Source organism: Rothia sp. HMSC071C12 (genome assembly GCF_001813895.1).
In the GTDB taxonomy this organism is placed as follows: domain Bacteria; phylum Actinomycetota; class Actinomycetes; order Actinomycetales; family Micrococcaceae; genus Rothia; species Rothia mucilaginosa.
Genome location: NZ_KV814374.1, coordinates 274,760 through 290,220 on the forward strand (window position 1 = coordinate 274,760; position 15,461 = coordinate 290,220).

A 15,461-nucleotide genomic window follows, 5' to 3' on the forward strand; every position below is an offset into this window, starting at 1 on the left:
CGGTGGTGTGTGCCGGATGCGCTGGCATAGGTGTTAAGTGTAACGGTGGAAGCTGTGTCTGCTCGGGTGGTGGCGCGGAGGTTTTGCTCTCATACCGTGTCTCTGTCGGCTGCTGGCTGGAGCTTCTTGCCCTGTTGGTGATGTTCAAGTGTTGTTGCACGAGGTTAGGTGTGTACCATTGGTACGTTCTTAAAGGTGGGGCAATCCCGCGGGAGCATGATTTCGCTCCTTTTACTGTCCCAAACGCGCCCCACCTGCACACACCACGTTGAGGTTTTATGTTTTCGACTTTTTCCCCGCTTTTCTTGACGGATTTGGGGGCGTCTGGTGCTCTTCTTGCTTCGGGTACGACTCTGTCGGAAGGGTCGAGCCACGATAGCGGCCAGTTTGTGTCCATTTTCTGGATTACGTTGGTTGCGTTGCTGTCGCCGATTCTTTCGCGGCTGACGGGCAAGAAGATCCCTGATGTGGTTTTCCTGCTCATTTTTGGTCTGCTGATTGGCCCGAATATGTTCAACCTTGCCAGCAGTGAGGGCGGTATCCCGCTGCTGAAGGAGCTTGGTCTGGGCATGCTCTTTTTGATTGCGGGTTTTGAGATTAATGTGTCGTCTCTGCGTAGCCGCCAGGGGTATAGCGCTATTGCCACATGGGCAGTGTGTTTTGCCTTGGGTATGGCGGGTGCGGCGGTGATTACGTCGTTCTCGCGTGAGCTGAATACGTATGTTGCGGTGGGTGTGGCGCTGAGTTCTACGGCGCTGGGTACCCTACTGCCGATGTTGAAGTCTCACGGTGCTGCCGGTACTCCTGTGGGTAACGCGGTGCTGGTGCACGGTGCTGTGGGTGAGCTTCTGCCGATTTTCGCTATTTCGCTGCTGCTCTCGTCGCGTTCGCCGGGCATGGCGTTTGTGGTGCTGTTGGCGTTTATGGTGGTTGCGGTGATTACGGCGTTGATTCCGCACCGCTTGTTTGCGCATGTGCCGGGTCTGCGCCAGATTATGGCGGCGGAAGCGAATACGACCGGTCAGACGGTTCTGCGTCTTGCGATGTTCCTGCTGGCGACCCTGATCATGTGCACCGCACTCTTCGATTTGGATGCGGTGCTGGGCGCGTTCGCGGCGGGCCTGATTCTGCGTACTCTGACCCCTCCGGCGGCTCTGCACATGATGACGCGCCGCCTTGAGGTGGTTGGTTTTACGTTCATGATTCCGCTGTTCTTCGTGGTCAGCGGTATGGGCATTGATGTCTCTGCTGTGGTGGCTAATCCTTTGGGTCTGTTTGCCGTGGTGGTGGGCATTCTGCTGTGCCGTGGTGTTCCGGTTCTTTTGGCGGAGCATTTCTTTGATACCCGTTCGGGCCTGACCACGCGTGCGCAGAAGGCGCAGTTGGCTCTGTATTCGGCTGCGGGTCTACCGATTATTGTGGCGGTGACGGAGGTTGCGACCAGTTCGGATCTTTTGGAGGAGTCAACGGCGTCACTTCTGGTTGCCGGTGGCGCGCTGACGGTTCTGCTGTTCCCGCTGTGGGCGTTGGGTATTCGTCAGGCGTTTGGCTCTGGTCAGCCGGTTCAGCAGGAGCCGAGCCGTAAGGAGCAGATGAATGCGTTGAAGGCTCAGCGTAATGCGCAGGCGAAGCTTGCCACAGGCATGATTCCGGTGGTTCGTTTGAAGTCCCAGCCTGGCTCCGAGCCCCAGCTTGATTCTGAGACCCAGCCCGAATCTGAGTCCCCGGCTGATGCTCAGCCCGGTTCTGCCGAGGCTACGGGCGCTTCCGCTGGTTCTAGCGTTGCGTCTCGAGCAGCCTCTCGGGCTGAGGCAAAGAAGCGTAGCAAAGAAGCGTAAGGGTTCTGCGGAGAATACGGGTTCTGCAGAGATCTAGCAGCGGCTACGGTTGCGGTTCGACATTTCAAGATCGGGTACGAACCGGTTTGAGCGGGTACCCCGCTTACAGTCACCCCAACCTTATGTTGGATTGAATTTATAAAACCACACAATACCAGGCAGTTAAAGACCTGCAAACCAACATGCATCCCACACATAGGATCAAAACCCACCGCATCCTCTCTTGAGGCTGCGGTGGGCTTTTTGCGCCCAAATAACCCTATAAATCGCGGGAAGATGAGAATCTTCCTTAAATTCGGATTTTTTATGCAAATATTACAGAACATGACGTGTCTTAGCTTTCTCAACTGACACTTTGTCCTATAAAATTGAAAGCGGACAGGGAATTTCCCTAAAACACACATAAACCAACATACATACACAGAGTCGCTTCCGCCCCAGCGGGAGCTGGAGCACCTCCCCTCTCACACACGGGAGGCGCCCCTTTCGGGAGTATCCGCGACGATACCCCCGGCGGCTCCCAACCACGGAGGAGGATCATATGGGTCAGAAAGGTAATTATTTCTAACCTCGCATCTCAAGGCCTCGCACTGAATCCTAAAGATTGTCTGCACACACAGTCATTTCCGAAGGAAATATCATGCACCAATTACTCCTCACCGCGAGCACTGGTGGCGTAGAGCTGGACTTCCCGGCCTGGCTCCGAATTACGCACTTTATCAACTTCATTATGATGGGCTTCCTGATTCGTTCAGGTTGGGAAGTTCTCGCCTCTCACCCCCGCCTGTACTGGAACAACCACTGCACCCCGGGTTCTGAGTGGATTAAGTTCACCAAGGACAAGGTCCCTACCACCCCCGGCGCATTTACTGCGCGCGATGACCAGCGCACCCTGTCTCCCCTGATTTCTCTGCCCGGTAAAGCCCAGATTGGTCTGGGCCGCGCATGGCACGCGCTGGTGACCGTCATCTGGATTGTTAACGGTCTGGTATATGTCTCCCTGCTGTTCCTGACCGGTCAGTGGCGCCGCATCGTCCCGACCAGCTGGGACATCATCCCGCAGGCGTGGGAATCCATCCAGATTTACGCTGGCTTCCAGATTCCCTCGATTGAGCACTTCCAGCCGTACGACGCTCTGCAGCAGATCATGTACTTCACCGTGGTGTTCATCGTGGCACCGCTGATGATTGCAACCGGCCCGATTATGAGCCCGGCATTCTGCGGCCGCTTCCCCGGCTACGTGCGCCTCTTCCGTAACCGCCAGACCGCACGTTCCATCCACTTCCTGGGCATGGCGTTCTACTGCGTCTTCACCGTCATTCACGTGGCGCTGGTGTTCGTGGTTCACCCCCAGTACAACATCGCCCACATGATGCTGAACAAGCCCTACAACGAGGTGGACGCAGCACAGTTCGCTCAGGCAGTCACCATGCTCATTGGCGGCATTGTCTTCGCTGTGGCTCTGTGGATTTTCGCTTCGTACTGGTCCCTGCGCGACCTGCGATTCACCCAGACCTTCATTTGGGGTCTGACCCAGCCGATTCGTAACGTCCTGCTGGACCGTATCACCTCCCGTCAGGTGCAGAAGAAGACCTTCACCGATGCCGACATCTCGCCCTTCCACTGGGTTAACACTCGCCCGCCGACAGAGCGTGAGAGCACCGAGTGGAACCGCCTGAAGGAGCACGAGTTCGTTGACTACCGCCTGGAGCTGGGCGGCCTGGTGAAGGAATCCAAGTCCCTGAGCATTGACGAGCTCAAGCAGCTGGGCAAGGAAGTCAACATCACCATGCACACCTGCATGCAGGGTTGGACCGGCATCGCCAAGTGGGAGGGCGTGCGCCTGCGCGACGTTCTCGCACTGGTCGAGAAGACCGACGAGGCACGCTACGTTATGGTGACCTCCTTCGGCCACGTGGGCCACACCTACGACGGCCGCCCGACCGAACCCTACTACGAGTGCCTGGACATCTCCATGGCAATGGAAGATGAGACCATCCTGGCGTGGGGCATGAACGACAAGCCCCTGCCCGATGTGTACGGTGGCCCGCTCCGTCTGCGTGCGGACTCCATGCACGGCTACAAGATGGTCAAGTGGGTTCAGAAGATCGAGTGGATCAAGGACTACCACGATGTTGGCGATGGCCAGGGCGGTAGCCGCGAGGACTCCGGTCTGCAGCACTTCGACGCACGCGCCTAAGCACCTTTACGGGGCGCTACGACGCTAACCGTCGATACACCACCCTATAAAGCACAGAACGGTGGCGGGAAACATGGGCCCGCCACCGTTCGCTTATCTTCTCCGCCGCTTTCTACTGCTCTGAAAGATGCAGAAGCCAAGAGGGCATAAAGAAACCGCCCGGGAGCCTTAGCTCTCGGGCGGTTTCTTTAGAGGTTTGCCTTCTGGCGCTTTACCTTAGGCGTCGTAGATGATGACGTCCAGGGTACGGGGGCCGTGCACGCCCTCCACGCGGATCAGCTCGATATCACTGGTTGCCGACGGACCGGAAATCATGGTCACGGGGCGGGTGTAGGTGATACGCTCGATCGACTCGGGAACCAGCTCCACCACGGTGGAACGGGGCACCACGCAGATGTGGTGGTCGGGCACCAGGGTGATGGCGCGGCGACCCTCATCGGGGTTGGTGTTCAAGAAGATCGTGCCGGTCTCTGCGCAGGAGACGGTCGAACCGGTCACCACAGCGTCAACTGCGTCCAGTTCCTTCAGGGTCAGGCAGCCGGGCTTGAGGGTGCTACCGGAGTCGGTGACGCGCTTGCGGTCAGCGGTGTCAGCCGGCAGCCACTCCATGTTCAGGCCCTCGGGAACCACGTAAGTGGACTTTTCGCCCAGGCGTTCTGCGATGACCTCAGAGATGTTCTCCTTGTTCGCGTGGAACACGTTTGCCTTGTAGTCAATGAGGCGGTCGACGAGCATCTCAATGGTCTGCTCTTCGTTCAGCTCGCTGACGCGGCGGTAGTTACGTACGGGCTCGGGGGCGACGGGTGCGTCAGCCAGGGACGAGCGGATACGTGCGAGGATATCTTCCTTAGCAGAGGACATTAGTTGTTCTCCTTAGCTTCACGGGCTTCCTGAGCAGCCTTAGCGTTTGCAGCCGCTTCAGCTGCCTTACCCTTGTTAGCCTCGATGAGGGCCTGAATGTCAACGCGCTGTGCGTTATCGCGTGCCGGGGCCTGACCCTTCTCCTTCTTCCACCAGTTGCGGAAGGATTCCTTGGGGGGCTCGGGGATGTCGCGGTATGCGGTCCAGCCGCCGACGATACCGGGAACAGCGGTGATCTTGTGCTTGCGGCCGCTAATGAGGCGGGACATGGGCAGACCACGTTCTGCAATCGACATCATCTTGCCGGAGGTGAAGAGCTTCTTCGCACCGAGCATCATGCCGTCCATCTGCGAGAAGGGAGCCTTCTTGTTGCCCTCGAACTCGCGGATAGCGTGCTTGGACTCGACGTCCTTAGCGCGCAGGTGCACGAGGACCTCGGGGAAGTTAATCTTCACGGGGCAGACCTCGTAGCATGCGCCACAGAGGGAGGATGCGTACGGCAGGGAGTTGTTCTCTGCAGCCTCGATACCGGAGAGCTGCGGGGACAGAATCGCGCCGATGGGGCCCGGGTAGGTGGAGCCGTAGGCGTGACCGCCTGCGCGCTCGTATACGGGGCACACGTTCATGCAAGCGGAGCAGCGGATGCAACGCAGTGCCTGGCGGCCCAGCTCGTCGGACAGAACGGCGGTACGGCCGTTGTCGATGAGGATGACGTGCATGTTCTGCGGGCCGTCACCGGGGGTCACACCGGTCCACATGGAGGTGTAGGGGTTCATGCGCTCACCGGTGGAGGAACGGGGCAGCAGCTGCAGGAATGCCTCGTAGTCCTGGAAGGTGGGCAGAATCTTCTCAATACCCATGAAGGTAATGAGGGTGTCGGGCAGGGTCAGGCACATACGGCCGTTACCTTCGGACTCCACGATGGTCAGGGTACCGGTCTCAGCAATACCGAAGTTGGTGCCGGAGACTGCCACGGTGGTGTTCAGGAACTTGTTACGCAGACGGTTACGCGATGCCTCTGCCAGTTCTGCCGGCTCATCGGTGATGTCCGGGTTAATACCCTCAATTTCGCGCAGGAAGATGTCGCGGATTTCGCGGCGGTTGCGGTGAATTGCGGGCACCAGAATGTGGGAGGGGCGGTCGTGGCCGAGCTGGACGATTTCTTCCGCGAGGTCGGTCTCAATAGCGTTGATGCCGTTTTCCTCGAGGAATTCGTTCAGGCCGGTCTCTGCGGTTGCCATGGACTTAATCTTGATGATTTCGTCCACGCCCTGCTCGCGGATCAGGTCCAAAGCAATCTGGTTTGCCTCGGTGGCGTTGCGTGCCCAGTGCACGTGGCCGCCTGCGGCAGTGAAGTTACGCTCGAACTGTTCGAGCAGCTCGGGCAGGTTCGCCAGAACGTAGTTCTTGACGGACTCACCGGTGTTACGCAGGTCCTGCCAGTCGGGCACCTCTGCGGTGACGCGTGCGCGCTTGTTACGGATCGCGTGGGTCACGAAGCGCAGGTTGGCGCGTAGCTGCTCGTTCTTGAGCTCTTCCTTCGCGTACTTGGGGAAGGGGGTTTCTTCGAAAATGTTGCCCTCGCCGTAGTGAACGACCTTGGGCATACCAAGCTGAATAGCGGTCATGAGGTCTTATCTTTCCTTAGCCGATCGAGAGCTCAACACGCTCGGAGTTGATCTTGAGCGGGTTTTCCTTGGTGGATGCGAGGATTTCAGCGAAGTGGATGGTCTGAACGTCCGAGCCGCGACGCATCAGCGCACCGCCGATGTTCATCAGGCAGGAGCAGTCGCCGCCGGTGCACACGGATGCACCGGTTGCTTCAACGTTGTCTGCCTTGTCGTTGACCATTGCGCCGGAGACGTCAGCGTTCTTGAAGGAGAAGGTACCACCGAAGCCGCAGCACTGGTCCATGCCCTCGAGCTGGGTGTACTTGATGCCTTCGACGGTGCGGACCAGGTCCTGCTGGCGGGTGCCCAGGCCGAGCATACGCATACCGTGGCAGGAGCTGTGGTAGGTGACGTGCTCGGGGAAGTAGGAGCCGAGCTGCTCGGCAGCGTTGGTGATGCCGAGGATGTCGATCAGCAGCTGGGAAAGCTCGAAGGTGCGGGAAGCGATCTGCTCTGCCTTCAGAGCCAGCGCTTCGTCGCCGCGGCTACGTGCGACCATTGCCTGCTGGTGACGCAGGGAAGCAACGCAGGAGCCGGAGGGCGCAACAGCTACGTCCCAGTCCCAGGAGTCAAAAGCCTCAACGTGGTTCTTGATGACTTCGTAGCCGTCATCGAAGTAGCCGGAGTTGACGTGCATCTGGGAGCAGCAGGTCTGGTTCGGGGGGAAGACAACCTCGTGGCCCAGGCGCTCAAGAATTTCGACGGTGGCGCGTGCTACGCGGGGGTACATGCCGTCAACGATGCACGTGGAGAAGAGTGCAATGCGCATGACTTGTCCGTCCTTTCCTCTGTGTTCAGAGTTTCTCGGTCTCACCGCCTGCGTCTGGGGCAGGCGGGGCACAGTCCGAATAAGTTCGGTCTTCCGTGTACTGCGGTTCAATGAGGTGAACCGGGGAAGCTGGGCCGGTTGGTTCCGGCTGATGTGCGCGCCCCAAGTGGAGGTGGGATGCGGTGGGATCAGAAACCGTGGTGATGTCTTATATCTTCCTTGCCATTTAACACCGTTGTGCGGCTTTTCTCTAGTCGAAATAGCGCATACTTTCCTTGTTAAATAATGGGTTAGGTCTACCTGACCTTAAGGTATATTTTCCTACCTTCCGGTACATATGACCTCATCTAGTTTTCACTCTCGCCACACCCCCTATGCCTCTTTAATTATTGAACGTTTATCAAACACACATCTTTGGCGGCTAAACCCCCTAGAAATCCGCCTTTCTGAAGCGTTAATGATTGTTTTATGGGGCGACTCCTCTTTAACACAACATTCTTTTCAAGAATGTGCCCACAGTTGAAGGTTCCTCAATAGATAAAGCAGTCACTCATACACCCAATCCTTTACGCCTTCAGAAATATTCGAGTTTCAGAAGCTGGCATTAACTGTCAGAGCCGCAATATTTCGGTAAATTCACGGGATACAAACCCTCCAGACACCCCTTAGTCGCGGAAATGAGTCAGGTCACTTTTGGTGAAACGCCGCACTATCCGCTACTCTTCTAAACATGCGATCAATGGTCTGACCACATCCCCGCATGGGAAACAATGACCCGTTCCCCAGCGGGATTATCTATGGTCTGACCACACACAAGACACACCCTGAACCAAAGGAGTTCCAGTGGAAACTTATACCGCTGTAACCAATGCAGTGGGAGGTAGCCTCGGCCTCAGCGCGCTCGTGGCAACCATTCCCCTCCTCACCTTCTTTGTGATGCTACTGGGCGTTAAGGCACGCGCTCACTGGTCCGCACTCGTGGCACTGGCAGCATCCATCCTCGTAGCAGCGCTGGGCTTCCACATGCCCGCTGACCTCGCCGGCCTGAGCGCCGTCCGCGGCGCCATCTACGGCCTGGTCATCTGCTGGGTGATTCTGGGCGCCATCTGGTTCTACCAGATCACCGTTCTCTCCGGTCGATTCGAAGACCTGCGCCGCGTCTTCGACCGCCTCGGCGGCGGCGACCTGCGCATCCAGGCTATCCTCATCGCATTCTGCTTCGGTGGTCTGCTCGAGGCACTGGCTGGCTTCGGCGCTCCCGTTGCAATTACCGCAACCATGATTCTGGCACTGGGCGTCAAGCCCCTCAAGGCTGCTATCACCGTTCTGCTCGCTAACACCGCACCCGTGGCATTCGGCGCGGTTGCTGTCCCGATTACCACCGCAGGTGAAGTCGGCGGCAAGGACCCACACGTTATCGCAACCATCGTTGGTCACCAGGCTCCGTTCCTGGCAATGCTCGTTCCGCTCATCCTGCTCGTCATCCTCGACGGCATGAAGGGCCTGAAGGACGCTTGGCTGCCCGCACTGGTCATCGGCGTTTCCTTCGCTATCGCACAGTGGGTCACCGCCGCTACCCCCGCATACAACCTGACCGACGTTGTTGCCTGCATCGTCTCCATGGGCGTTGCCGTGATCTTCCTGCAGTTCTGGAAGCCGCGCGGCGTCGCAGGCGTTCGTGAACGCTACGGTCTGCCCGCACAGGCTGAAGAGAAGGAAGCTCTGCCCGCCGTTCGCGTCTGGATGGCACTGCTGCCCTACGTCATCGTCGTTGCAATCTTCGGTGTTGCTAACCTGCACGCTGGCCTGAAGGCATGGCTGAAGAGCTTCGTCATCAAGATTGATATCCAGGCTCTGAGCTCCCGCCTCGTCACCGCTGACGGCAAGCCCGTCAAGGACGCTGTCTACAACTTCGCGTGGATGTCCAACCCCGGCACCCTGCTGATCATTTCCGGTCTGGTTGTTGCTGTGGTCTACTTCTTCTTCAACGAGAAGGGCCGCTACGCCTTCAAGTTCCCGGCAATCTTCACCGAGTTCGGTTCCGTTGTCTACCGCATGCGCTGGTCCATCCTGACCATTGCTTCGGTTCTGGCACTGGCATACGTCATGAACTTCTCCGGTCAGACCATTGCTATGGGTACCTTCCTGGCAGGCCTGGGCACCGTCTACGCGTTCCTCGCACCGGCTCTGGGCTGGATCGGTACCGCTGTGACCGGTTCGGACACCAGCGCGAACGCACTGTTCTCCAAGCTGCAGGTGTCTGCTGCTGAGAACCTGCAGCACGCAGGTATCCACGGCGCAACCCCCGAGCTCATGCTGGCTGCTAACACCACCGGTGGTGTGGTCGGTAAGATGATCTCCCCGCAGTCGCTGGCTATTGCTGCTACCTCCGTGGACATGGAAGGCAAGGAATCCGACATCCTCAAGGCTGTCCTCCCCTGGTCCTTCGCTATGCTCCTGTTCGTCTGCGTCCTGGTCTTCCTGCAGACCAACGTGCTGTCCTTCATGATTCCCTAATCTGAAGCTCAGGTTTTAGAGAGTTCCTGAAGCATCCGCTTCACGAACAGTAGGACATTCGCCCCGGTTTGACCGGAGGCCACAGCGGGGCGGCGTACCTTTCCGGTATCGCCGCCCCGCTTTTTATGCCCCTTATGACTCGATAGGTTGCCCCAATAGTTTGGGAGAACATGCTGAGTCGAGACTTCTTTTCGTTATCCGCCTCGTTATCAGGAGAGAGTATGCCTCGTTCTTTTGACGACACCCAGCCTGCAGAGGCGCCCCCTGCGGTTGAGCGCCAGCCGATTCTGGCGGACCGCAGCTACAGCATCATCCTGGAGACCTTTGAGCGGCGCCTGCGCCTGGGTGAGTTGCGTGTGGGCGATAAGCTCCCTTCCGAACGTGAGCTTGCCGCACGGCACGGCATTTCCCGCCCCTCGGTCCGTGAGGGCCTTCGGGTTTTGAACGCGTTGGGCCTGATTCGTTCCAGTACCGGTTCGGGACCGAAGTCGGGCGCGATTATCATTTCGGAGCCGTCGGATGCGCTCAGCTGGGCGTTGCGCATGCACATTGCGACCCGTAGCCTGCCGGTGAAGGACGTTGTCTCAACCCGCCTGCTGTTGGAGGGCCCCGCGGCACGTGCGGCAGCCGCAGCGCCGGACACCCCGGAGCGTGAAGCGGCGTTGGAGCGGGCGCGTGCGCATTTGGCGGAGATGGATGAGCAGATCAGCGATGAGCGCTTCCATTTCTGCGATACGCGTTTTCACTATGAGCTGTCGAAGCTTGGCGGCAATATTGTGCTTGATACGGTGATTGACTCTTTGCACATGGCGACAATGAGTTATGTGCAGGAGGCGGTTCCTTTCTTGAAGGATTGGGAGGCGGTCAAGCGCACGTTGCAGCGGCAGCATTACGGCATTATTGAGGCGATTGCCTCTCACGATGAGCAGGCGGCCTACGAGCGGGTGTGCGAGCATATTACGTGGTTCTATTCGCTGTCTGACCGTGCAGCGGAGGAGCGGGCGCGGTTGCACCCGGCGCGGGATCTTCTGCACGAGGATTTGTGCCACGCAAACGTACACGATGAAGACGCTCACAACGGCTAAGGTGCGCCCCTCAATACCATAACCTCATATAGCTAAAGGGCGGTACCCCGGAAGAATGACCTTCCGGGGCACCGCCCTTATGCGCCGAGCAATTATTTCAGCGGGGCAATTATTGCAGGAGCTCAAGCGGCTGAACCTTCGTTGCCGCGTAGGCGGGCAATGCACCCGCCACGATGCCCACACCCAAGCCGAGGAAAGGAATCCCTAGGATAAGGGGTGGTAGAGATAGTGCCCATCCGTTGAGAAGGCACACAACCCAGGAACCGAGAATACCGAGGATGAAGCCTCCAAGAGCGCCCAGGGCCCCGAGGAGAGCCGCCTCCGCCAGGAAGCTGACCGCCACATCTCGCCGTCCCAACCCTAATGCACGGTTAATGCCGATTTCCCGGCGGCGTTCCCAGACCGAAATCTGCATGGTCATCACAATGCCGAAGCTTGTCGAGGCGATAAGAACCACCAGAATGATGGTTGTAAGAGCTCGGCTATCCTTCGTCAGGGAAGCACGAAGAGTCACCGGTGAAGGCGGAATCTCAATGTTTGTATCAACGGGGGCGCGCTGCGGATCGAGTACCTGCTTGAGCTGTTCCGCGACCGTATCTGCACTTCCTGGATTCACGATGACGTCCATACCGCGTTGTAGGGTGTGGGCTTGCGGCAAAAAAGTGGAGGTGGTCGGCAGGATAAGAGCGCTACTGAGAGCAGCGTTTTTACCGCCGTCACGGATAATGCCGAGCACGTAAGCTCGCATTCCGTTGACCTCAATCATGTTCCGCCCGGGCTCAGTACTGACCCCTAGCTCTTTTGCGAGGGCAACGCCCAGATAGACGGTAGGCTCACCGGGGCGTTCGCGGGCAGGTTCCGAAAAGTTCCCCTCGACAATGTGCGCGCCTCGTGCTTTCAAACCCGATTCTGAAACGATTGCGAGGGGTGTCTGTTGGCCATCATGCCCCGGCCTGTTGACCTGCGGACGCGTTGTCTGCGTATCGATGGTGACTGTACCGGCAGCTTTGACCTCTGGAACTTGGTTAACGCGCCAGAGCAGTTCATCCTCCGGTATATCCCAGGTTTGCGGCTGGAGGCGCACACCGAGCCGGGTGGAATCGTAGCTGGCCAGCTGCGAGCTCGTGTTGAGTGCTGACGACTCGCTGACGCCCACCAGCATGATGATGGTGGTTGTTCCTGCAAGCATCGCCAGTACCGTGAGCAGGTTGCGGCGCCAACGGCGAACAACTGCAAGGAGAGCGTAGTGAAGGTTGTTCCTTAGCATCTATCCTCCCCTGATAACGGGTTCTTTGAGCGATTGATGGGCAGGCTCTTCGGGACGAGTGAGTTTGGGGCTAACGAGCATCCCATCGACCATGTGCAGCTGCCGGTCGCAGCGAGCCGCGATATCGGGTTCATGGGTGATGATGACCAGGCTTTGCTTCTCCGCACGGCCGGCGAGGAGCAGATCCAACACCTTGTGAGAGTTTTCAGTGTCGAGGTTTCCTGTAGGCTCATCGCACAGTAGGATACGCGGGGCGCAGGCTAACGCACGCGCAACCGCGACTCGTTGCTGTTCACCACCGGACATGTTGCGTGGAAGAACCTCCAAACGGTGCCCCAAACCCACCTGTTCGAGTGCCTGCAACGCACGCTGATGTGCCTGACGGCCCGGTACGCCGCGCATCCGGAGGGTATGGGCAATGTTCTCGGTGGCGTTCAGATGAGCGATAAGGTGGTACGCCTGAAAGACAAAAGCGATGTGCTCACGGCGTGCTACAGTTCGCTCGGCGTCGCTGGCGGTGCCCATGTTTTGGCCCAATATTTTCAGCTCACCTTCAGAGGGCTGATCGAGTAGCCCGATGATAGAGAGGAGCGTAGATTTTCCGCTTCCGGAGGCGCCGGTAATGGCCACTGATTCGCCTTCATGAATGCTGAGGGTTGCGTTTTTTAGCGCCCAGGTGGAGGGCTGGAAGAAACGCGCAATATTGTGGCACTCGATATTAGGTTTTGTGGCGGTAGCGCTCGCGGGGAAGGCGCGTTCTGTCTCGTGATGAGGCATTTTAGCGCTCCTTCAGCTTTACGACGGTGCCTGCCTTGAGTTCTGCTGCGGGGTTGACGAGCTCGCAGATTCCGGCGGAGCACACACCGAGGGTGACGGGAACGCTCTGACCGTTCTCCAGGGTGATGGAGTGCGTTCCGTTTTCTTCGGTTTTGACGGCAGCTTCGAGCACCGCGAGGGCGTTTTCAGCGCCTCGGTTGAGAGTGACGGTTGCTTGAAAACGTGTTGATGCCGTCGTGTTTTCCGGCAAGTCGATTGTGATGGGGTAGCGTTTCCGCGCGGTAGCTCCCGGTGCGGAGGTATCGCTGTTAGATCGCGCGCTGTTCTGAGCACCGTTGGAGGCACCTGCGTTAGCGCCGCCGTCAGCGTTAGTTGAGCCTTCGGGTGTGAGAGCCGCGCCCAGAGTGCCTTCGAGCGGACTTCCGTTATCGGTAAGAATCTGGACTTTCTGTCCCTCAGCGAGTTCATTGCTGAGAGCGCTACCGTCCGCGGAGAGTACCAGACGGTACCCACCCGCGGATAGGGTGCACAGCGCCGGAGTTGAGGTTTGGCCTTTGGTGCCGCAGCTGTTGTCTACGGTGTATTCATTGCCGTCAGCGAAGAGGTATTCAGAGAGCGGCAGGGCGGTGCTGTAGCGTCCTTCTTCGGTTCGGTCAGTATCCCCGGGAGGGTAGTAGCCACGGTCCAGGTAGAAACGGTAGACGGCGTTGGCGGTTGCTTCGCCGTAGTTTCCTTCCTCATCCCAGATGCTGTAGCCGAGCGATTCTAGAGCTTCTTGGAGCTGTTTAACATCATCGCCGCGTGCGCCTACGGCAAGGTCGCGGTAGGCGGGAATACTACCCTTGAACGCAATGATGGGACGCTCGTTGATAGTGGTGATAATTGAGCCGTTACTCATCTGGGTACCCGCCTTGGCACCGTCCCTGGTCACCACTCCTTGAGGGGTTCCTACGGTGTAGCTTCGGGCGGGTGACACGCTGACTTCTCCCGAGTAGGTGCGGGTAACAGTCTGCGTGCTGATGCGGGTTGTTAGTTGCGCGGCGCGGGACGGCTGCGCATTGGATTCAACATTGGTGCGTAGCCCCGTGTTGAGCGCGTAGATGGAGAACCCGCCGGTGATGACGAGCAGAATGACGAGCACTGGAACCAGGTAGGCGCGTATGGTTGCCGTCGTGGCGGCGCGGCGGGGGTTTTCTGAACTCTGCTGCGTGTTCATGGGTTCACCTTTCTGCGGTGAAATATGGGGTGGGACTAGGGGTAATTGCTGAGGGTAACAACGTGGCGGGGGTTGAATAAAGGGGTGTATCCTCTGCTCTCATCCGCGGGTGAAAGCGGTTGAGAGCAGAGGATCGGTAGAAAAATCTCGCTAGAAAATGTCCAACGAGGAATCAGCGTTTACTATTTGCCGTTGGCTAGTTGCCCTTGGCTAGTTGCCGTTGAGTAGAGCTGCGGCACGCTCCTGGGCCTGACGTTCGATATCGCGTACTTCAAGGATGAGCGGCTCATGCTCATTGAGCCAGGTCGCAGCCTTTTCGTAGTAGATATTCTGTGCCTTAGTCAGGATTCCAGTGGACTTTTGGCAGTTGTAGTCGGCGTGAGCTAGGGACTGCTCTTCCGCATTGGCGGCTACATTGGCTGCCTTGTACTTACCCCAGGTTTTCTCTGCGTAGCTGGGAGCATCTCCGAAGTGCTGGATGTCGGCGTATCCGCTTTCTTTCATGCATGCACCGTAGGTGGTGTCATTACGGTAGTATTTCCCCATTTCTTCTACCGCGTTATTTTTGGATCCACCCGTGGTGAGCTCATTAATGAAGTTGGTGTATTTGAGGTAGTTTTCTGTTGAGCCGAAGACAGCCTCTGCCGCACGTCCCAGGCATGAATCTGTTGCCATGCCGACCTGGGCACCGTTACTCAGCGTGATGGTGACAGTTTTGCTGTCTGCGGCTTGGGGGTCACCTTGGAACGCCTTGCGATATGCCGGGTTTTCCATCGCGGGTTCATTGCTGGAGCTAGCGTTGTCCTGCCGGGTGAATAAGTACCCTCGGGTGGCCGCTTCTTCGCTGGGGAGGTAGGCATCACTCATCGCAAGTTCAAGAACGGAGGCACCGGAAATAATGTTCTGACTACCGGAGTAGGTGAAGGACTTCTCACTCATGCACTTTTTGACCTCGTTGACGAGGGCCACGTTAATATCCGGGGAGGGATTCTCGTAGCTTGCCAGGACATTGCGAATGTCTTGCTTAACTTCAACGGTGGTGGAGCAACTCGATACGCCCAGACAGCAAGCAATACCGATAAGGGCGAGGGGTGTGAAGGGCTTCTTTGCCATGGACTTCATCTTTCTCAAGCATCATTGATGGGCGAGAATCGGCAGTGATACGGGCGTATCGTGGATGCTATCTACAGACCTGCTATACGATGTGAACCTGCGTTTTGCGGAGTAGAAGCATCATGAGCCGATTACTAAGTATGATAGA

General features: G+C 57.9%; 11 protein-coding genes. 4 read left to right on the top strand and 7 right to left on the bottom strand.

What is annotated here, in order from left to right:
- Nucleotides 1-278 precede the first annotated feature (278 nt).
- Together HMPREF2942_RS06130 and HMPREF2942_RS06135 are read left to right on the top strand one after the other, a co-directional pair.
- Nucleotides 279-1,838, top strand: coding sequence for a cation:proton antiporter (locus tag HMPREF2942_RS06130; protein WP_246824378.1), 1,560 nt, complete (start codon nt 279-281; stop codon nt 1,836-1,838).
- 640 nt (nt 1,839-2,478) lie between these two features.
- The gene (locus tag HMPREF2942_RS06135) at nt 2,479-4,038 is read left to right on the top strand and encodes a molybdopterin-dependent oxidoreductase (protein WP_005504634.1); all 1,560 of its coding nucleotides are present in this window, start codon (nt 2,479-2,481) and stop codon (nt 4,036-4,038) included.
- Nucleotides 4,039-4,254: 216 nt separating this feature from the next.
- Here the strand turns inward: HMPREF2942_RS06135 and HMPREF2942_RS06140 are convergent, their stop codons facing one another.
- From HMPREF2942_RS06140 to HMPREF2942_RS06150, 3 genes are read right to left on the bottom strand one after another with little or no spacing between them, the layout of a single operon-like run.
- Nucleotides 4,255-4,899 carry a LutC/YkgG family protein gene (locus tag HMPREF2942_RS06140; protein ID WP_049351951.1) on the bottom strand — a complete coding sequence of 215 codons (645 nt, stop codon included), beginning with the start codon at nt 4,897-4,899 and terminating at the stop codon, nt 4,255-4,257.
- Nucleotides 4,899-6,527: a lactate utilization protein B gene (locus tag HMPREF2942_RS06145; RefSeq protein WP_070593815.1), complete on the bottom strand. Its 1,629-nt coding sequence runs from the start codon at nt 6,525-6,527 to the stop codon at nt 4,899-4,901. Before HMPREF2942_RS06145 ends, HMPREF2942_RS06140 begins: the two co-directional genes overlap by 1 nt.
- A 16-nt stretch (nt 6,528-6,543) precedes the next feature.
- On the bottom strand, nt 6,544-7,338 hold the full coding sequence (locus tag HMPREF2942_RS06150; RefSeq protein WP_005504630.1) for a (Fe-S)-binding protein: 795 nt from the start codon (nt 7,336-7,338) through the stop codon (nt 6,544-6,546).
- Between the two features lie 843 nt (nt 7,339-8,181).
- Between HMPREF2942_RS06150 and HMPREF2942_RS06155 the strand changes: the two genes are divergently transcribed.
- Nucleotides 8,182-9,855, top strand: a complete 1,674-nt coding sequence (locus tag HMPREF2942_RS06155; RefSeq protein ID WP_070677480.1) for an L-lactate permease — start codon at nt 8,182-8,184, stop codon at nt 9,853-9,855.
- Nucleotides 9,856-10,076: 221 nt separating this feature from the next.
- Entirely contained in the window at nt 10,077-10,940 is an 864-nt protein-coding gene (locus HMPREF2942_RS06160; protein WP_070688654.1) for a FadR/GntR family transcriptional regulator, read from the top strand.
- A gap of 109 nt (nt 10,941-11,049) precedes the next feature.
- On the opposite strand, the gene HMPREF2942_RS06165 is transcribed toward HMPREF2942_RS06160, so the two are convergent.
- The 4 genes from HMPREF2942_RS06165 to HMPREF2942_RS06180 form a co-directional block, all read right to left on the bottom strand.
- Nucleotides 11,050-12,207: an ABC transporter permease gene (locus HMPREF2942_RS06165; protein ID WP_049353899.1), complete on the bottom strand. Its 1,158-nt coding sequence runs from the start codon at nt 12,205-12,207 to the stop codon at nt 11,050-11,052.
- Nucleotides 12,208-12,984, bottom strand: coding sequence for an ABC transporter ATP-binding protein (locus HMPREF2942_RS06170; protein ID WP_070688655.1), 777 nt, complete (start codon nt 12,982-12,984; stop codon nt 12,208-12,210).
- A gap of 1 nt (nt 12,985) precedes the next feature.
- Complete coding sequence (locus tag HMPREF2942_RS06175) at nt 12,986-14,200, bottom strand: peptidoglycan-binding domain-containing protein (RefSeq protein WP_070688656.1); 1,215 nt, start codon at nt 14,198-14,200, stop codon at nt 12,986-12,988.
- A gap of 210 nt (nt 14,201-14,410) precedes the next feature.
- Nucleotides 14,411-15,313, bottom strand: coding sequence for an adenylate cyclase (locus HMPREF2942_RS06180; protein ID WP_070688657.1), 903 nt, complete (start codon nt 15,311-15,313; stop codon nt 14,411-14,413).
- Nucleotides 15,314-15,461 lie beyond the last annotated feature (148 nt).

Excerpts from the sequence above, each read along its gene's own strand:
- HMPREF2942_RS06130 (WP_246824378.1), top strand. The coding sequence starts at position 279 with ATGTTTTCGACTTTTTCCCCGCTTTTCTTGACGGATTTGGGGGCGTCT.
- HMPREF2942_RS06135 (WP_005504634.1), top strand. The coding sequence starts at position 2,479 with ATGCACCAATTACTCCTCACCGCGAGCACTGGTGGCGTAGAGCTGGAC.
- HMPREF2942_RS06140 (WP_049351951.1), bottom strand. The coding sequence starts at position 4,899 with ATGTCCTCTGCTAAGGAAGATATCCTCGCACGTATCCGCTCGTCCCTG.
- HMPREF2942_RS06145 (WP_070593815.1), bottom strand. The coding sequence starts at position 6,527 with ATGACCGCTATTCAGCTTGGTATGCCCAAGGTCGTTCACTACGGCGAG.
- HMPREF2942_RS06150 (WP_005504630.1), bottom strand. The coding sequence starts at position 7,338 with ATGCGCATTGCACTCTTCTCCACGTGCATCGTTGACGGCATGTACCCC.
- HMPREF2942_RS06160 (WP_070688654.1), top strand. The coding sequence starts at position 10,077 with ATGCCTCGTTCTTTTGACGACACCCAGCCTGCAGAGGCGCCCCCTGCG.
- HMPREF2942_RS06165 (WP_049353899.1), bottom strand. The coding sequence starts at position 12,207 with ATGCTAAGGAACAACCTTCACTACGCTCTCCTTGCAGTTGTTCGCCGT.
- HMPREF2942_RS06170 (WP_070688655.1), bottom strand. The coding sequence starts at position 12,984 with ATGCCTCATCACGAGACAGAACGCGCCTTCCCCGCGAGCGCTACCGCC.
- HMPREF2942_RS06175 (WP_070688656.1), bottom strand. The coding sequence starts at position 14,200 with ATGAACACGCAGCAGAGTTCAGAAAACCCCCGCCGCGCCGCCACGACG.
- HMPREF2942_RS06180 (WP_070688657.1), bottom strand. The coding sequence starts at position 15,313 with ATGGCAAAGAAGCCCTTCACACCCCTCGCCCTTATCGGTATTGCTTGC.